Origin of the sequence: Bacillus songklensis (genome assembly GCF_042649685.1) — a bacterium.
Classification (GTDB): Bacteria; Bacillota; Bacilli; order Bacillales; family Bacillaceae_H; genus Bacillus_BA; species Bacillus_BA songklensis.
Window position 1 is genome coordinate 594,423 of record NZ_JBHRZT010000052.1, and the last position, 18,211, is coordinate 612,633.

The 18,211-nt window shown below is 41.8% G+C and carries 15 protein-coding genes, 2 pseudogenes and 1 riboswitch; of the genes and pseudogenes, 10 read left to right on the forward strand and 7 right to left on the reverse strand.

Going from position 1 to position 18,211, the window contains the following annotated elements; genetic code table 11:
• Positions 1–9: 9 nt before the first annotated feature.
• Together treC and treR are read left to right on the forward strand one after the other, a co-directional pair.
• On the forward strand, positions 10–1,695 hold the full coding sequence (gene treC, locus ACFOU2_RS14235) for an alpha,alpha-phosphotrehalase (protein WP_377916196.1): 1,686 nt from the start codon (positions 10–12) through the stop codon (positions 1,693–1,695).
• A gap of 176 nt (positions 1,696–1,871) precedes the next feature.
• Positions 1,872–2,588, forward strand: a complete 717-nt coding sequence (treR, locus tag ACFOU2_RS14240) for a trehalose operon repressor (RefSeq protein WP_377916198.1) — start codon at positions 1,872–1,874, stop codon at positions 2,586–2,588.
• Between the two features lie 67 nt (positions 2,589–2,655).
• On the opposite strand, the gene ACFOU2_RS14245 is transcribed toward treR, so the two are convergent.
• Positions 2,656–3,105 (reverse strand): S1 domain-containing RNA-binding protein, encoded by a 450-nt coding sequence (locus tag ACFOU2_RS14245; protein ID WP_377916200.1) that lies wholly within the window; start codon positions 3,103–3,105, stop codon positions 2,656–2,658.
• A 318-nt stretch (positions 3,106–3,423) separates the two neighbouring features.
• Here ACFOU2_RS14245 and ACFOU2_RS14250 point away from each other — a divergent pair, with 318 nt between their 5' ends.
• Positions 3,424–5,379 (forward strand): S-layer homology domain-containing protein, encoded by a 1,956-nt coding sequence (locus tag ACFOU2_RS14250; protein ID WP_377916202.1) that lies wholly within the window; start codon positions 3,424–3,426, stop codon positions 5,377–5,379.
• Between the two features lie 394 nt (positions 5,380–5,773).
• On the opposite strand, the gene ACFOU2_RS14255 is transcribed toward ACFOU2_RS14250, so the two are convergent.
• Entirely contained in the window at positions 5,774–6,721 is a 948-nt protein-coding gene (locus tag ACFOU2_RS14255) for an aldo/keto reductase family protein (protein WP_377916204.1), read from the reverse strand.
• Positions 6,722–6,875: 154 nt separating this feature from the next.
• Here ACFOU2_RS14255 and ACFOU2_RS14260 point away from each other — a divergent pair, with 154 nt between their 5' ends.
• From ACFOU2_RS14260 to ACFOU2_RS14275, 4 genes and pseudogenes are all read left to right on the forward strand, one after another.
• Positions 6,876–7,193 carry a winged helix-turn-helix transcriptional regulator gene (locus tag ACFOU2_RS14260; protein ID WP_377916206.1) on the forward strand — a complete coding sequence of 106 codons (318 nt, stop codon included), beginning with the start codon at positions 6,876–6,878 and terminating at the stop codon, positions 7,191–7,193.
• Between the two features lie 625 nt (positions 7,194–7,818).
• Complete coding sequence (locus tag ACFOU2_RS14265; protein ID WP_377916208.1) at positions 7,819–9,003, forward strand: MFS transporter; 1,185 nt, start codon at positions 7,819–7,821, stop codon at positions 9,001–9,003.
• A 93-nt stretch (positions 9,004–9,096) separates the two neighbouring features.
• Positions 9,097–9,294 (forward strand): annotated as a pseudogene (locus ACFOU2_RS14270) (family 4 glycosyl hydrolase); the annotation flags it as partial.
• A gap of 5 nt (positions 9,295–9,299) precedes the next feature.
• Positions 9,300–9,539: pseudogene (locus tag ACFOU2_RS14275) on the forward strand (oxidoreductase); the annotation flags it as partial.
• Positions 9,540–9,746: 207 nt separating this feature from the next.
• Here ACFOU2_RS14275 and ACFOU2_RS14280 read toward each other — a convergent pair.
• From ACFOU2_RS14280 to ACFOU2_RS14295, 4 genes are all read right to left on the reverse strand, one after another.
• On the reverse strand, positions 9,747–11,297 hold the full coding sequence (locus tag ACFOU2_RS14280) for a solute symporter family protein (protein ID WP_377916210.1): 1,551 nt from the start codon (positions 11,295–11,297) through the stop codon (positions 9,747–9,749).
• A gap of 6 nt (positions 11,298–11,303) precedes the next feature.
• Complete coding sequence (locus ACFOU2_RS14285; protein ID WP_377916212.1) at positions 11,304–11,648, reverse strand: DUF485 domain-containing protein; 345 nt, start codon at positions 11,646–11,648, stop codon at positions 11,304–11,306.
• A 410-nt stretch (positions 11,649–12,058) separates the two neighbouring features.
• Positions 12,059–13,522 (reverse strand): amino acid permease, encoded by a 1,464-nt coding sequence (locus ACFOU2_RS14290; protein ID WP_377916214.1) that lies wholly within the window; start codon positions 13,520–13,522, stop codon positions 12,059–12,061.
• 108 nt (positions 13,523–13,630) lie between these two features.
• Positions 13,631–13,822: riboswitch (Lysine riboswitch) on the reverse strand.
• Between the two features lie 210 nt (positions 13,823–14,032).
• Positions 14,033–14,239 carry a hypothetical protein gene (locus tag ACFOU2_RS14295; protein WP_377916215.1) on the reverse strand — a complete coding sequence of 69 codons (207 nt, stop codon included), beginning with the start codon at positions 14,237–14,239 and terminating at the stop codon, positions 14,033–14,035.
• A 532-nt stretch (positions 14,240–14,771) separates the two neighbouring features.
• Here ACFOU2_RS14295 and ACFOU2_RS14300 point away from each other — a divergent pair.
• Positions 14,772–15,692 (forward strand): DMT family transporter, encoded by a 921-nt coding sequence (locus ACFOU2_RS14300; protein ID WP_377916217.1) that lies wholly within the window; start codon positions 14,772–14,774, stop codon positions 15,690–15,692.
• A 144-nt stretch (positions 15,693–15,836) separates the two neighbouring features.
• Here ACFOU2_RS14300 and ACFOU2_RS14305 read toward each other — a convergent pair whose 3' ends face one another.
• Entirely contained in the window at positions 15,837–16,034 is a 198-nt protein-coding gene (locus ACFOU2_RS14305; protein ID WP_028396679.1) for a cold-shock protein, read from the reverse strand.
• 460 nt (positions 16,035–16,494) lie between these two features.
• Here ACFOU2_RS14305 and pxpB point away from each other — a divergent pair, with 460 nt between their 5' ends.
• Both pxpB and ACFOU2_RS14315 read left to right on the forward strand, forming a co-directional pair.
• On the forward strand, positions 16,495–17,208 hold the full coding sequence (pxpB, locus tag ACFOU2_RS14310; RefSeq protein ID WP_377916220.1) for a 5-oxoprolinase subunit PxpB: 714 nt from the start codon (positions 16,495–16,497) through the stop codon (positions 17,206–17,208).
• Complete coding sequence (locus ACFOU2_RS14315) at positions 17,205–18,206, forward strand: 5-oxoprolinase subunit C family protein (RefSeq protein WP_377916222.1); 1,002 nt, start codon at positions 17,205–17,207, stop codon at positions 18,204–18,206. The genes pxpB and ACFOU2_RS14315 overlap by 4 nt, the downstream gene beginning before the upstream one ends.
• Positions 18,207–18,211: the final 5 nt, after the last annotated feature.

Consider the following 18,211-nt stretch of genomic DNA (forward strand, 5'->3'; position numbering starts at 1 on the left):
GTGGAAGAGATGAAACATCCTTGGTGGAAAAAAGCAGTTGTATACCAAATCTATCCGAAAAGTTTTTATGATACAAAGGGCAATGGTGTCGGCGATTTGCCGGGCATTATTGAAAAGCTAGACTATTTAAAAGAGTTGGGTGTGGACGTCATTTGGCTTACGCCAATCTATAAGTCGCCTCAGCGTGACAACGGATATGACATCAGTGACTACTATAACATTCACGAAGAATACGGAACGATGGAAGATTTCGATCGTTTGCTGGATGGGGCACATGAACGCGGCATTAAAATCATCATGGACATTGTGGTGAATCATACATCGACAGAACATGAATGGTTCAAGCAAGCCAGTTCTTCAAAGGACAACCCGTACCGTGACTTTTATATTTGGCGCGACGGAAAGGAAGATGGCAGCGAGCCGACGAACTGGGAGTCCAAATTTGGCGGTTCTGCCTGGAAGTATGATGAAAAAACAGGGCAATATTATTTGCACTTGTTTGATGTGACGCAGGCAGATTTAAACTGGGAAAATGAAGAAGTGCGCCAAAAGGTATATGAAATGATGACATTCTGGTTTGAGAAAGGAGTCGACGGCTTCCGTTTGGATGTCATCAACTTAATCTCGAAAGATCAGCGCTTCCCGGATGATGACGGGTCTGTACCTCCTGGAGACGGACGCAAATTTTATACGGACGGCCCTAGAGTCCATGAGTTTTTACAGGAGACCAACCGTGAAGTATTTTCGAAATATGATGCCATGACAGTCGGCGAAATGTCATCGACAACAATTGATCATTGTATCAAGTATTCCAATCCGGATCGCCATGAGTTGAGCATGACCTTTAACTTCCATCACTTAAAAGTGGATTATCCGAATGGTGACAAATGGACTGTCGCTGATTTTGATTTCCTTGCGTTAAAACGCATCCTTTCTACATGGCAGGTTGAAATGAACAAAGGGGGCGGCTGGAACGCGTTGTTCTGGTGCAACCACGATCAGCCCCGCATCGTTTCCCGTTACGGCAATGACGGAGAATACCGTACGGAATCAGCGAAAATGTTGGCAACATCGATTCATATGATGCAGGGAACACCTTACATTTATCAAGGTGAAGAAATTGGGATGACGAATCCGAAGTTTGACCGCATTGAAGATTACCGCGATGTGGAATCGTTAAACATTTATAAGCTTAAACGTGAGCAGGGCTTAAGCGATGAAGAGATTATCGCCATCCTGAAACAAAAATCACGCGACAATTCACGAACGCCGGTTCAATGGAATGATCAGCCGAATGCTGGTTTTACGACAGGCACACCGTGGATTCCTGTCGCATCGAATTATCCGGAAATTAATGTAGAAAATGCGTTGAACGATAAAAATTCAGTATTTTACCACTATCAAAAGCTGATTCAACTGCGTAAGCAATATGACATTATCACCGACGGCGATTATCAGCTGATTTTGGCCGATCACCCGGACATTTTTGCATATGTACGCAATGGAGAAAATGAAAAACTGCTCGTCGTCAACAATTACTATGGCAAAGAAACAACGTTCGAATTGCCTGGTGAAGTAGATGTAGAAGGATATAACAGTGAGATTTTGATTTCCAACTATGATGACTCAATCAATGACGTGAAAAAAGTAACGCTGCGTCCTTACGAGTCGATTGTGTATCATTTGAAGAAATAAGGGAAAGTCTTTCTATACAAGGAATCTTTTGACTTAGTTGAAGGTTTATCTGTAAAATATATAAAAGGTTCATTTCGTCAGAGGGGGCTAACGTGCAAAACGGCATGTTGGCCCTCCTTTATAATGATTAGCGGAACGAACCGCTTAAAGCTACGATGATATGCGGTGATGAGACGATGAGAACTAACAAATATTTAACCATTTATGATGAAATTGTAGAAAAAATCCAAAGCGGACAGTTAAAACCCAATACGAAGCTGCCGTCAGAAAATGAGCTGGTCGAGCAATATGATACATCACGTGAGACGATTCGAAAAGCGTTAACAATGCTTTCACAAAACGGCTATATTCAAAAAATAAGAGGAAAAGGTTCGTTTGTATTAGATGTAAGCAAATTTGATTTTCCGATTTCCGGTCTTGTGAGCTTTAAAGAATTGGCGCAAAAAATGGGGAAGCCGTGGAAAACGATCGTGTACGAATTCGCCCTTATGAAACCGGATGATTATTTGCAGCAGCATCTAAATGTCACGAATAAAGACAATGTATGGAAAGTGCTACGGGCACGCGAGATGGATGGAGAGCGCATTATTTTGGACAAAGCTTTTTTTAATAAAAAATATGTTCCTATCCTCACACGCGAGATTTGCGAGGGCTCTATTTACGAGTATCTTGAACATGACATGGAATTAAAAATCAGCTTTGCCAAGAAAGAAATTTTTGTCGATGAGCCGACAGAGGAAGATCAAAAATATTTGGATTTAAAAGATTATAACCATATTGTGGTGGTCAAAAACTATGTCTATTTAGAAGATGCCAGTCTATTTGAATACACGGAATCACGCCATCGGCTTGATAAGTTCCGATTTGTAGATTTTGCGAGAAGAGGTCACTAAAAGAAGGCAAGCCAGTTTATACGGGCTTGCCTTTATCTATTGATGAAGTATTAAAAAACGCAGCAGGTTATCCGCGTCTTCCGCCTCTACCGCCCCGTTTTGTTTCGGTGCCGCGTTTAAGGGAAGATAAATTCTCTTCACTAGTCTTTAAAAAACGAGCCATTTTATCTTCGAAACTTTCCTTTGGTTGGAAATTGCTTTTTGAACGGAAGTCTTTGGAATGGCTATTAACTCTTCCCTGGCGTGGTGGACGTTGGGAATAAGCAGAGGCTCGTCCTTCGGGTCTATCTATAGCTTTTTTGATGGACAAGGCAATTTTTCCGTCTTTCTCACTAATCACTTTTACTTCAATCTGGTCGCCTACCTTGAGATGGTCATTAACGTCTTTTACATAGCTATCTGCTACCTCGCTGATATGCACAAGACCTGTTGAGCCTCCCGGTAATTCTACGAATGCTCCAAAATTAGTGATACCTGTTACTTTACCTTGTACCTTGCTGCCTACTTCGATTGACATAAAAAAATGTTCCCCCTCAATAATGTTAAAAACAATTCATTATAACAAATAGAGGGAAGTAATATCAATTGGAGTTATTTTCTCTTTTTATTCTAATCCGTCCTCCTAACAATATCCTTTACATTTTGAGCATTAGTTTTCCATCGAATTGTTTTTCCAAATTTTATTTTGGGATATTCAAAAATCAACACTATTATTTAACAGAGCCTAAACTATTAAAGATAGTCAGGAGTTTTCGATTGTATATATTTAGAAACTAATTTATGATAAAAATGGATAATATTACCTTAAAGAGACGAAAAGATGGGAGAGAGAAGGGTGAAGAAAAAAATAAAGTGGAAGAAAGCGGCACCGGCTTTGCTGGCAGCGGCCATTGGAACAAGCGGTGTGATGATGCCTGAAACAAGCGGATTAGTTGCAGTTGCTCATGCGGAAGAACCGGCTCCAACCATTGCCCCCATGAATTACGAGCAAGCAGCCAGTACATTTATGACGGCTGCTTCGAAAGGAAATTGGGAAGGGGCATATGCGTTATTCAATGAAACATTGAAAAAGCATGTTCCTGCAGAAGTTTTTCAAAAGGTTTGGGAAGCGAAAACAGCTCCTTTCGGTAAATTAGGGAAGCCATTATCCATTAAAAGGGAAACAAACAGTGTTCATACAAATGTAGTGATGACCTATGAAGCGGAGAAATTCCCGATGGATATCACCATTAACTTCGATAAGGATGGCAATATCGATGATTTTTATATCCCTTTCTATTATACGCCTGCCAGCCAGTACAAGGAGCCGCCTTATGAAAAGAAAGAAAACTATGTGGAAAAAGACATCACGATAGGGGAGGGAGAATTGGCTCTTCCCGGTACTTTAACAATACCAAAAGGGGAAGGGCCTTTTCCGGTAGTGGTCCTTGTGCACGGGTCCGGTCCTAACGATAAGGACGAGTCCCTTTATTCTATGAAGCCTTTTCGCGATATTGCGGTAGGATTGGCAAATAGAAATATTGCCGTGCTTCGTTATGAAAAAGTAACGAGAGAACATCATATTAAGTCAGGGATGAACCAGAAGCTGACCATCCAGGAGGAAACGATTAACGATGCGGTAAAAGCTGTCCATCTGCTGCAAACACTTCCTCAAATAGATAAAAACCAGATGTATGTACTGGGACACAGCCAAGGAGGCTATGCACTACCGCGCATTTTAGAAGCCGATCATGAACATCAGATTGCCGGGGGAATCGTTGTCTCGGGACCGAGCGGCAAATTTCAAGACCTCATGTTGTGGCAGCAGCAGGATGCACTGGAAAGGGCCCAAGAACAAGGGGCACCTTCTGAGCAGCTGGAGGCATTAAAAGCCAATCTTGCGTTCTGGGAGCAGCAAATAGCCCTGATCAATGACCCGAAATATTCAAAGGATCACATCCCAAAAGAATTTCGACTTCCAAACGCGTATTGGTGGTACGAGCTTCGTGACTATGTGCCGACACAATTGGCAGCGAAGCAAAAGGTGCCTCTTCTCATGATGCAAGGAGGAAAAGATTTGCAGGTGGCGCCCTCCCACATCAATGAGTGGAAAGCCGCTTTAGCCAATCGCGATAACGTTACGTATAAACAATATCCGAACCTCATTCACTTGCTCGTCAACTATGCCGGAGAGCCTGACTATTCAGAATACGCGATTCCTGCCAATGTTCCGGAAAACTTCATTCAACATATTGCAAATTGGATAAAAGGGGGAAAACGCCCAGTTTCCTTCTCCGATGTAAAAGAGGAATTCTGGGCATATGAAGAGATTCAGTTTGCGGCAGAAGAAGGCTATGTGAACGGATACCCGGATGGTACCTTCCAGCCGAATCAAAATGTCACGAGAGCCCAGGCGGCAAAGCTTATCGCCAATGCCATCGGATTTAAGGAAGAAAAGGTTACTGATCAAACAGCATTTACAGATATACCGGAAGATAATGAGTTTCTTCCATATGTCCGCTTCTTAAAGCAAAAAGGCATCATGTCAGGCTACAAAGACGGAACATTTAAACCAGAGGAGAAGTTAACGCGTGCCCAAATGGCCAAATTGGTGGCAATGGCGTTTCAATTAAAAGGCCATTCGGCCAAGCCGTTTAAAGATGTACCAAATGGTCACTGGGCAGCTGATTATATTGATGCGTTAACGGTGAACGGCATTGCCACGGGGAAACCGGATGGAACGTTTGCCCCGAACGAGAAAGTAACGCGTGCCCAGGCGGCGGCCTTTTTGTATCGTGCTCTTCAACATTAAAGAAAATATGAATCCACATAAATGATGTGACATGAGAAGAAAACCTCATGTCACATCATTTACCCATAAGCATGTGCTTTTTCCATTTTCCACTGGTACCTTGTTTTAAAATCGGTATGTGAGCACATTGTCTCCATTGATGCTTTTTATGCTATTTAAGATTTTTCTGTTCTCTCACCTTGAATGAGCTTACAAAGGTTAATAATTTAACACTAGTCTTCGCCTACGATCCTCTTCAAGGTTTTTGGATTTATCATCCTGAATAAACGAAAAAGGTCTTCGTATAAGCCTTGGCCGAGGGACCGTAAGGTAAATCGGTCAAGGCTTATGCGTAAAGAATTTAGCATGGGCGGTGTTTGTCCATGCTAAATTCTTTATGTGGATTCATATAATCTTACCCAAGAATATGTTCAATTTTCTCTAACACGTCATCAGTAAGAGTCACATCAATTGCTTTTGCATTTTCTTGCACTTGCTCAGGTTTGCTTGCTCCAATTAAGGCACTGGCCACATTTTGTTGGCGCAGAATCCAGGCTAATGCCAATTGGGATAATTTAATATCCAGTTCATTGGCGATTTTCTCTAACTGTTCAACCTTTCCTAATACTTCATCTGTTAACAACGATCCCATATGCATATTTGCTTTTGGATCTGTTGCACGACTTCCTTCAGGAAATTTTCCGCCTCGGCTATATTTTCCTGTCAAGACGCCTTGAGCCAATGGTGAAAAGACGATTTGGCTAATACCATTTTTTTCGCTGACAGGGATGACTTCTTTTTCAATGTAACGATTAAACATATTGTAAACGGGTTGATTCACTACAATTCGATCCAATAAATATTTATCTGCTGTTCCGAGACCTTCTTGAATTTGTTGTGCTGTCCATTCGCTGACACCGACATATAGCACCTTTCCTTGACGAACCATGTCATCAATCGTTCTCAATGTTTCATCCACAGGAGTTTCCGGATCATAACGATGACAATAATAAATGTCGACATAATCTAAGTTTAAGCGCTTCAAGCTCGCGTGAAGCTGCTCAAATACATGCTTTCTGGAAAGGCCGCGGTCATTCGGCCCTTCTCCCATTGGCCAGAATACCTTGGTAGCAAGAACATAAGATTCTCTTGGATATCTCCCTAATGCTTCACCAACAATCTTTTCGGCTTCTCCAGTGGCATAAACGTTCGCCGTATCAAAGGAATTAATTCCTAAATCATAAGCGGCTTCAATCGTCTTTGCGGCCGTATCCTTTTCAGTCGAGTTACCGTATGTAAGCCAGCTTCCTAAACTAATTTCGCTAACCTTTAAACCGGTTTTTCCTAGTTTACGATATTTCATCCTTATATCCCCTCCAACAATTAGTCTTGCATTAAAAATTATAAAATATTGGAAAATTCTTTACAAGTAATGAAGTTTCTGGATAAAGTAAAGGCCGAGTTATATAGTATAAATTTTATATTTAATATAAAATTTGAATGAAGGAGAGCTTCTGATGAAAGAGGGTAAAGCGGTACATATTGAATGTTCGATTGAAAAAGAACTCAATATCATCGGCGGGAAGTGGTCTTTTTTTGTTTTAAGAGAATTGCTGGAAGGGACAAAGAGATTTGGAGAATTGAAAAAAGCCATTCCTAAAATCAGTCCGAAGGCTTTGACGGATACGCTGCGTCAGTTGGAAGATAACGAAATCGTTACTCGCACAGTGTATGCCCCTGTCCCTGTTAAGGTTGAGTATTCCCTCACAGAGAAAGGACGCGCTTTCCATAAGATTTTGAAAGAAATGAAACGCTGGGAAGCTCAGTGGGCGTAAGGAATGGAGTTTTAGGATTAGAAGTGAATCAAAATATCGACCATCCGGGGGCTAGAAAAAGAATGGAGCTTTATATTGAAAATTTTCTAAATAATGTTAAAATCTATTTGCATATTGGTCAGAGAAATTTTAGAGAAATATTTCTTTTTAGGTGCTAATGCGTGTGATGAACGATGGGCAGCCCGGGGACACGAGTTAAAAGTGAGTGAGGTAAGAATTGAAACCTGGGTGATTGGAGGAGGGGGGTGGGGGAAACCGGACGGCCACCGAAAGTTTAATCGTAATGGCGAACAGTTCAATATGGGAGAACACTTTCAAGTTTATTCAAGCTGAAAATCAGAAAAATATGAATAAAATAAAAAACGATGAATAATATTAAAAAGTTGATGTAATCCATATAAAGATAATACTTTGCTACAAATAAACATAATCTCAGTCGCACAGTATGAGAGAGGTATTTTGTAACGATAGGCTGACTTACAAGGTGTTCTTGTTCCTTGTAAGTCAGCTTCAGCATTTTGGGAACTAGCTGCAATGGTAAGCAAGAATAAAGGGAAAGGGAAGTTTTTACACGGGCAAGCCAAACGCAATAACAATTCGCAACAGAAGAGGGGAAAGAGCGGCAATGCATAAAAACGCGATTCTGCATTTAAGTATTTTTTTATTCTTTTTTCATTCTTCAGTAACAATTATGACTAATTTTCTCCCGTTGTATTTTCAAGAACAGGGATTAACTGCGACAAAAATAGGATGGTTAATGGCTGTTGGTCCATTTACTTCTCTTTTTGCACAACCTTTTTGGGGGTATATGAGCGATAAATACAAAACGATAAAAAAAATGATGCTTATTTGTTTAGTAGGAGTGATTATAAGCAGCATCATTTTGTTTCAAATGGGTTCATTTTTGACGCTCCTTTTTTTATGCGGGGTATTTTTTTCTTTTATGGCCCCCATTGGAGCGTTAGGTGACAGCTTAGCGCAAAGAACATCACAATTTATAGGAACGGCATTTGGAACGATAAGGATGTGGGGCTCAATAGGTTTTGCCGTAACATCATTAATAGGGGGACACATTCTATCCCGTATCGGAATTGACAACTTATTATATCCTTATCTTGTATTTGCTTTAATCGCTTTTGGGCTTGTCTGGAAAGTTTCTGATGTTAATGCCGCTGCAAAACCAATCAATTTAAAAGGAGCGGTAAGCGTTATTTTCCAATCAAGGTTTATCCTATTTTTATTTTTTATTATGTTTGTAACGATCGCTCATCGGACAAATGATAGTTTTCTCGGGATATACATAAAGCAGCTCGGAGGAAGCGAATCGTTAATTGGTTTAGCATGGTTTGTTGGAGTGGCAGTTGAAGCTGTTGTCTTCTTGCTTAGTCCTTATTGGATGCGTTTTCTTAACGAAATAACCTACATAGTGGTTGCTTCAGGATTATACGGCTTGAGATGGCTGCTATTTTCATTTGCTGAAACTCCTTCACATGTTATCCTGCTTCAATCGATGCATGGGATTACATTTGGCATTTTTTATTTATGTGCGTTCCAGTTTGTAACAAAGCTTCTCCCGGAGGAATTCAGGGCAACCGGCCAGTTGTTTTTCATTTCAGCTTTTTTTGGTCTTTCAGGGATTATCGGGTCATTAGGGGGAGGCATGGTTCTTGATCATTTCGGCGGGGCAGCCTTATACAAACTATTAAGCTATTTCGCTTTTGCTGGATGTATAGGTTTGATCACATACAAAACCTATTCAAGGAAAAAAAGTGTTTGTCAGGCCAAGCATGTTTATGAAAAAAGCATATAACTAGGCTTTGCCTGTATGACTTAAGTTATATACACTCCTATTCGCAGGAGCCATCTTGATCTTTTTGAGGTTTTATTATTGGGAGGTTTTTACATGTTCAAAATTACATTTTTGGGGGCAGGCAGTACGGTTTTTGCTAAAAACATTCTAGGGGATTGTATGCTTGTTCCTGCAATAGAAGGGTTCGAATTTGCCTTATACGATATTGATGAACAACGTTTAAGAGATTCCGAGAGTATGTTGAACAATTTGAAAGGGCGCTTAAACAAAAACATTAAAATCAAGGCTTATTTTAAATTGATAAAATACATACGCCGGAAAAAGTGGGGATTCACTACAGAGATGGGAGCGTAGAAGATATCACCCAACCTCAAGTAAGGAAGACGATGTATTACGAGGTAAAAGAATTTATTGAGCTAATTAAAAATCGACAGTTGGAATCGTCTATCAATTCCTACGGTCATTCCCTGGCAACAGCGGAAATCATGGAAGAAACCCGAAAACAAATTGGGCTCGTCTTCCCAGCCGATAAATAAGAAATCCACATTGAAAATCCGACATGATCAAAAGCAGCCATGTCGGATTTTCACCTTTTCAACCTATTTAAGATGCGAAGACAGAAAAACTATAGGCGGTTTAAAAAGCCACAGTTGATGTCGAAAAATGAAAATGGATTTATATAGGTAAAGTTCGTCCAAAATGAGGTTGAATCCATTCATCAGTTATTTGTTAACAGAATGTTTCTAGTGATTCGACACACCGGAAACTCCCAAGCCAGTATTGGCTTTAACAACGATTTCATCGAATTTCTTCGAGTCTTCTTTTTTGTTGGATACGATGGTGCCGATAATCGCTGCGATAAATCCTAATGGAATGGAGACAATTCCCGGGTTTGTTAGAGGGAAGATGGCTTCGCCCACTAAGATGGCCACTCCCGGTTCCGGATTCCACACGTTCGGGCTTATTGCTACTAGAATCAGAGAGCTGAATAAACCAACAAGCATGCCGGTTACTGCACCTGCTGTATTAAAGCGTCTCCAGAAAATCGTTAATAAAATAATCGGCAAGTTTGCGCTTGCCGCTACGGCGAATGCAAGCGCCACAAGGAAGGCGACGTTCATTTTTTGCGCGAATAAAGCCAGGATGATCGAGATGATGGCTACACCGACAGATGCTAAGCGGGCTGCCACCATTTGTTCTTTTTCCGTTGCCTGGCCGCGACGGATGATATGGCTATAGAAATCGTGAGCAAAGGCTGATGCTGCCGATAATACAAGTCCTGCCACGACGGCTAAGATAGTCGCGAAAGCAACCGCAGATACGAAGGCGAATAAGAAGTCGCCGCCTAACACTTGGGCAAGCAATGGCGCTGCCATATTTCCGGCTGCATTTGCTGCAATAATGTTGTCATAGCCAACAAATGCGGCTGCACCGAAGCCGAGGAAAATCGTCATAATATAGAAAAAGCCGATGATCCAAGTAGCATATACAACCGATTGACGAGCAGTCGGCGCGTCTTTTACCGTAAAGAAGCGGATTAAAATATGCGGAAGGCCGGCTGTTCCCAGTACGAGAGCTAAATTTAATGAAATCATATCGAGCGGGTCTTTGAATTTGTTGCCGGGGTTTAAGAACGCTTCTCCAATTGGAGTGGCTGTTTTCATATGCGTGAACATGTTAGCGATGCTAAAATCAAATTTTGCGAATACCATGAGGGAAATAATGAATGTACCAATCATTAATAGGACGGCTTTTGTGATTTGTACCCAGCTTGTTGCGGTCATTCCGCCGAATACAACGTACACTGTCATTAACGTGCCAACGATGAGGACTGAATAGATGTAGTCAATACCAAGAAGAAGTTTAATGAGACCGCCTGCACCAACCAGTTGGGCAATCATGTAAAAAATGGAGATGGCGATGGTGTTCAATGCGGCAACACCGCGAACTTTTTTGTCATTGAAGCGGGCAGCAATCATATCTGCCATTGTGTACTTACCAAGGTTACGAAGAGGCTCGGCTACGATGTAAAGCACGACAAGGTAAGCAACGAGGAACCCGATACTGTAGAAAAATCCGTCAAAGCCTGCCAGGGCAATCATTCCCGCAATACCGAGGAAGGAAGCAGCCGACATGTAGTCACCGGCGATGGCCAGTCCGTTTTGCCAGCCCGTCAATCCACCGCCGGCCGTATAAAACTCACTTGCGTTGTTCGTTTTTTTCGCAGCAAAATAGGTGATGACAAGCGTGAGTCCGACGATTGCTAAGAATAGACCAAAAGCTAATACATTCATGTAATGTTACCTCCCTTGTTTAATTTGCTGCATGATCTTTTCAACTAACCGGTCAAACTTTGCAGCTTTGCTGGAGTAAATCATGCAAAGTGCCCATGTCATCACGAACTGGGCAAAAGCGAATACCCATGCCCATGTCATGCCGCCAAAGGCCGGTTGATTTAATACAGTCGAATAAGCAGTTAAAATCGGTAATATGAAATAAAAGGCTAAAAAGAATAATGAAAACGGGACGATAAATTTTTTCTTGGCCGCCAATAATTCTTTGAATGAAGCAGATTGGACAATCGCCGTGTAATCAATGGATTCAGACGGTTCTTTCACCTGAGCTTGAGAATCGTGTAATGACATATGAAACCCCCTTAAAAATTTTAAATAACTAACACAAACAGTGTGAAAACGTGAAAAATCTACATTTTTCCTCCTCTCTATGCAAAACGTTTTCAATATTTGTGTTAATTATATAGTTATCAGAAAAATTTGTAAATTAAATTTTGAACATTTTTTGTCTGAATATTCTACATTCATCGACAGCTTGTTATATTACAGATAAATCCCTTATTTGAAGGGGGAAGTCCTGCTTTGAGGAAATTTTTGATATTGTATAAGAATGTATTTTAATACAGAGTAAAGAAGATAGGGTAAAAATGGAAGTTTCATTATATGAAAAAACACCTATAAACCACATGAAATGGTTCATAGGTGTTTTTGGTGAAAAAGCTCGATTTATTTCAAGCTTGTCGAAATTTATCTTACATGTATTATTTTATTCGAGTATTCACTCCGCTAATATCGCATTGTTCTAATGGAATCATTTTGGTTTTCTTAGTGAACTTATATCCAAGCCATACAACAATAAATAAGGGCAAACCAATATAAGAAACCGCGACACTATACCAATCAATTTGTTCACCAAGGAAAGCCGAATAATTTTGCCCTAAAATAACGAAAGTACATAAAACAAAAGCGAAAATAGGGCCGAACGGGAACCATTTGGCACGGTACGGAAGTTTCTTTAAGTCATGTCCTTGAGCCACAAAAGCTCTGCGGAAACGATAGTGACTGATGGCAATTCCTAACCATGCAATAAAACCGCACATCCCGGATGCATTTAATAGCCATGTATAAACGGCACCGTCCCCAAAGAGAGAAGCAAAGAATGCCAAAACGCCAACCAGGGCAGTAACAATAAGGGCGTTGACAGGAACCCCGCGTTTATTGACTTTCGCTAAAAACTTTGGTGCTTTTCCTTCTTTGGCAAGGTTCCAAAGCATACGCGTTGAAGCGTACATACCGGAGTTACCGGCCGATAACACAGCCGTTAAAATAACGGCATTGATTGCTGAAGCGGCAAAGGCAAAGCCGGCACGTTCAAAGATGAGGGTAAATGGACTTACACGTACATCATCACTTGCCAGGGTTTCTGTTGTAAATGGGATGAGCATTCCGATCACAAAAATAGCTAAAACGTAGAATAATAAAATACGCCAGAATACTTGTCTTACAGAACGTGGAACGTTGCGGGCAGGGTCTTCACTCTCACCGGCAGCGACCCCAAGCAATTCCGTTCCCTGGAAGGAGAAGCCGGCAGCCATGAAAATGCCCAGCATCGTAAAGAATCCGCCGTGGAACGGACCATCTGCAATGGTAAAATTTTTAAATCCGGTAGGTTCACCGGCGAAAATACCGAAAATCATGAAAATACCCGTAACTAAAAAGACAATAACGGTTACCACTTTAATGAGTGAAAACCAATATTCCGCTTCACCAAAACCTTTGACGGATAAATAGTTTAAACCAAACATAATCACTAAAAACAAGGCGCTCCAAAGAAGAGAGGAGCTATCCGGAAACCAGAATTTAATGATAAGGGCACCGGCAACCAACTCTGCGGCAATCGTGATCGCCCAGTTATACCAATAGTTCCAGCCAAGTGCAAAACCGAATGCAGGGTCTACAAACTTCGTTGCATACGTACTGAAAGAACCGGCTTCCGGCATATAAGCTGCCATCTCACCAAGACTTGTCATCAGAAAATAAACCATAATTCCAATGATGGTATAAGCAAGAAGCGCTCCGCCTGGACCGGCTGTATGGATTGCTGCTCCGCTCGCTAAAAACAAGCCTGTTCCAATGGCGCCGCCAAGGGAAATCATCGTTAAATGACGGGCCTGCAAGCCGCGGTGCAGTTGTTGCTTTTCTTGTGTTCCGGCATGTTGACTCATAAATAAGAAAACCCCTTTTCTTGATGATAATCGGAAGGAGCGAGAGCAATAAAAAAAGCCTCGAAAGGATTTCGACGGCATTCTTTATTCAAACTGCATCAAACCTTCCATGAAGATAGCTCTTCACATTGACCCGGTTAGGGCAAATGTGACAGTTCTGTCCCTGTTCGGGAACAGCCCCAGCCTGTCCGTTCAGAGAAAAAGAACAAGCTTCGGCGATTTTTCCTTTCAAGTGACCTCATGGGTGTTCTCTGCACCTCATTCACTTTACTATTAAAAATCGCGACCTCTACCTCATCGATTAGGATGAGGGTTTGCTATTCATTTTTTGACACAGAGTTCATTATAGAACGAACCAATGAAAATATCAATATATAAAAAGGATGTTAAGAAACCTGACAAACGATTGGAGTCCATCTTATAAATTTTATATGATCATAACAGATCACATGATTCTCCTGCGATTTCGTATAACCTTTTAAGATGGGGGCGGATATGAAAACCCGCGTCTTACCCTGATCGATCAAAGTATCGGTCAGGGTCTTTTTTATTTTTGCCAATATGAACGTGTGAACGAATCCTTTCTTTTCGGGAAGGAACGCTACCCGTCCCGTTTGAGAACGCACTCTCTTTAAACTTTGATGCAATCACCATCCCGGCGTTCTCTATTGAAAAGTCATTCGTCTGAACCATCGTTTGGAAAAGCTTCAAAACCACCAAGTCCTTCTCAAGGGATAACCGTGATTTTGGTCGTTCCTGGTGAAATGGTACCCGTTCTTTTCAGGGGATAAACACCATTTTCTTAACGCTGAGCCTCCAATTCCTAACGTCGTGCTAACCTCTTTTGTTGTATAAGCCTTATCTATAGTTTCCACATCGTTACCTCCCTCGAAGACCCCCGTTCATTATCATTTTACTATAATTGGGGACAATTTAAGGTTCCCATACAAGCGGTTGATAAATACACGACAATTTTCGGGGAAATAATTCATGTGTTTATCTACATCTCGCGCTTTTCCGTTTTTTCATCTTGAATAAGCGAAAAAGGTTCTCATATAAGGCTTCGGCAAGGGCCCGTAAGGGAAATGGGCGAAGCCTTATGCGTAAATAATGTAGCATGGACCGCTTTTGTCCATGCTACATTATTTATGTGGATTTAGATACTTCGGTCTTAGTAATTCTAGATTTCAATACAAATGATGTAGTAAAATAAAGTCATTGGTTAAATCTAACAGGGTGGGACAGCGTTATGCAAAAGTATAAAGTATATGGTGCGTTAGTTATGATCATGTTGTTTTGGGGATTCAACGTTTCGGCGACAAAGGTATTGGTCTCTCATTTCGCACCTTTGACGATGACCTCTTTTCGTATCTTAATTGCGGGATTATCGGTTTTGCTCATGTTAAAAATCATGAAGGCTTCCCGCAAGCTTCAATTAAAGGAATTGGGTTTTATTACCTTTGTCGGCTTATTCAATGTAGTCGGGCATCATTTCTTTTTATCGTTGGGATTGCAAAAAACAACGGCTACGAACGGTGGACTGATTATGGGATTGGCACCGCTCATGACGACCGTGCTGGCCATCTTGTTTTTGGGAACGCGCCTTACATTCATTCGCTTCATCGGCATTGTTTTCGGATTGACGGGAGTAAGTTTTGTTGTGTTACACGGAAGCGGTACGCTGTCATCCGGATCGGTGGGTGACTTGTTTGTCTTTTTATCTTTATTGATTCAAGCGGTCAGTTATGTGTTTATCCGTAAGGCATCCTCGACCATTGACGGGCGTCTCATGACAGGATGGATGCTAGTAACGGGGTCTGTTCTTTTGTTTATCATGAGTCTTTTCATGGAACCAAAAGGGTTGTCTACAATGGTTTCGGGAGATATCGGCATATGGATGGTTTTTTTGGCTTCTGCCATTTTGGCAACGGCTGTCGGGCATATGGTTTACAATCAGACGGTACAGCATATCGGAGCAGCGGAATCTGCCATTTTCCTCAACTTAAGCCCGTTTTTTGCATTGGTGGGATCTAGTCTGTTTTTAGGGGAGCCCATTTATCTCCAACAGCTCATCGGATTTGTCTTCATCATTGCAGGGGTCATTTGTGGAAGCGGGATTGTAGAGAAGGCAATGAGATCAAGAAAAAAATCGATCAACATTTCTGCTTAATCTTCGAATCTTGGCTTTATAGCCGGAAAAAGTTTGGAGAGTCAGTAAGGATCATCATAAAACATGCCCGGGTTCACCCAGGGCATGTTTTATGATGAATACGGAGTAAAAAAGAAGACTCCCGCGGGGGAGTCTTCTTGAACATTACTTTTGAACGTTAGCAGCTTGTGGTCCACGAGCGCCTTGCTCGATTTCAAAAGAAACAGTTTGGCCTTCTTCTAATGTTTTGAAGCCGTCGCCTTGAATAGCAGAGAAGTGTACGAATACATCGTCTTGACCTTCTACTTCAATGAAGCCGAAACCTTTTTCTGAATTAAACCATTTTACTTTACCTTGTACCATAATTGTACCTCCTGCGTGGATCTTTTCCACGGTTGTATTAATATCCTTGCTCAACCATATTCTTTCAAGGCGAAAACTACTTATTCAAATAGTTTTTCCATCAGTCATATACCGAACAAAAATAACTTCTTTATTATAGCATGGAAGGAAAGAAGATGCAAACGATATTAGAGAGTGCACCGTTTTTATAAGCCGGGCTAAAATCTGGTGTTGTTGGTTGGATCATCAGGATGGAATATGCCATACAAAAGAATACGTGTTTCCATTATGAAAAAATATACTTTTTTTATGTATTTTTTATCACGAATGAAGAGAACCATCCCCACCTCAAGCTTTGCCGATCAAGAGTATATCATCCTTGTAATCTTTAATTACTTAATTTAAACTGAATATTATGATTAAAGGTGCCAATTTTGTAACTTGGCGGAGTATGACTTTATAAATAAAGGGGGACAGCACGATGGCAGCCACATATACATTATCTCCCCTGGGCGATCAAGCCGTCATAGTGGAATTCGGGAAAAATGTAACAGAGGAGATTCAGCAAAACATACAGTCTTTTTGTACATATTTAATGGATCATCCCATTGAAGGAATGATCGAGTTTGTACCGGCATTTACGAATGTCACCATTTTTTATGATCCGTGGAAAGTCAGCGAACAAGGAAAAAAACAGCCTTATGAAACGTTTTCTAAGCGAGTGAGTGACAGGCTGAACTCGCTTGATTTTCATCAGAATATAAAAAGGCGGATCGTCGACATCCCTGTTTGTTATGGAGAGGATTTCGGTCCGGATCTTGAGTTTGTGGCCAAGCATAACGGAATGGCCGAAGAAGATGTCATCCGCATTCATTCGAACGGGAAATATCTTGTTTATATGATTGGCTTTGCTCCTGGTTTTCCTTACCTTGGAGGCATGTCTGAAAAAATAGCAGCTCCAAGAAAAGCATCACCTCGAAAAGCCATTCCAGCAGGATCAGTAGGCATCGCAGGTGCGCAAACAGGCATTTATCCATTTGAAACACCAGGGGGCTGGCAGCTCATTGGACGTACGCCGCTATCCCTTTTTCAGCCTGATTCTACTCCGCCCACTCTTTTACAGACCGGAGATATCATTCGGTTTGCCCCTATATCCAGGGCAGAGTTTGATCGGTTGAAGGAGGGTCAGTCATGAGCATCAAAGTAGTCAGAACAGGTTTGCTGACGACGATTCAAGACGGCGGCCGGTACGGATACAGGCAGTACGGCGTCATTTTAAATGGAGCAATGGACCCGTACGCTCTCCGCATCGCCAACATGCTTGTAGGCAACGACGAGCATGAAGGAGCAATGGAGCTTACCTTGATGGGCCCCAAACTGCTGTTTGAACAGTCGTGTTTGATCGCATTAACAGGCGGAAATTTAACTCCTGCCATTGATGGAAAGGACGTTCCGATGTGGCGTCCTGTCTGGGTAAGAGAAGGCAGCGTGCTTGAATTCGGAGTGCCTAAAAAGGGATGCCGAACATATCTATCAGTCTCAGGTGGATTTCAGCTGCCGGAAGTGATGGGGAGTGTATCTACCTATTTGCGCGCAGAAATCGGCGGCTATAAAGGACGGGCTCTTCAATACGGTGATGTGATCGGTTTCAATGCTCCGTCGCCGTTTGGCGAAAAGCTTATTGATTCTTTGCAAAAAGGGGCAGCGGATCAACCATTTGCCGCAGCAAGCTGGACACTTCATCCAACATGGCTTCCTTCCTATGAATCCAACCCAACCATTCGTGCTATAAAAGGAGCGGAATTCGATCGCTTCACAGAAGAAAGCAGGCAAGATGTATTCACAAAACCTTTTCAAGTGACTCCGCAGTCAGATCGGATGGGCTACCGCCTGCAGGGCCCAGCTTTGACTTTGACAGAGCCGTTTGAATTATTATCGAGCGCTGTCGCATTCGGAACGATTCAGGTACCGTCGGACGGAAATCCGATTGTCCTCATGGCCGACCATCAAACAACAGGCGGCTATCCGCGCATCGCACAGGCTGCGTCCGTTGATCTGCCTTTGCTTGCTCAAGTCTTGCCGGGTCGGCATGTATCCTTTTCTGACATTTCCCTTGAGGAAGCACAGCGATTATATCTAAAAAGAGAAAAACAGTTTCAGTATATGAAGCGGATCATCTCTTTAACGATTTAATAGAA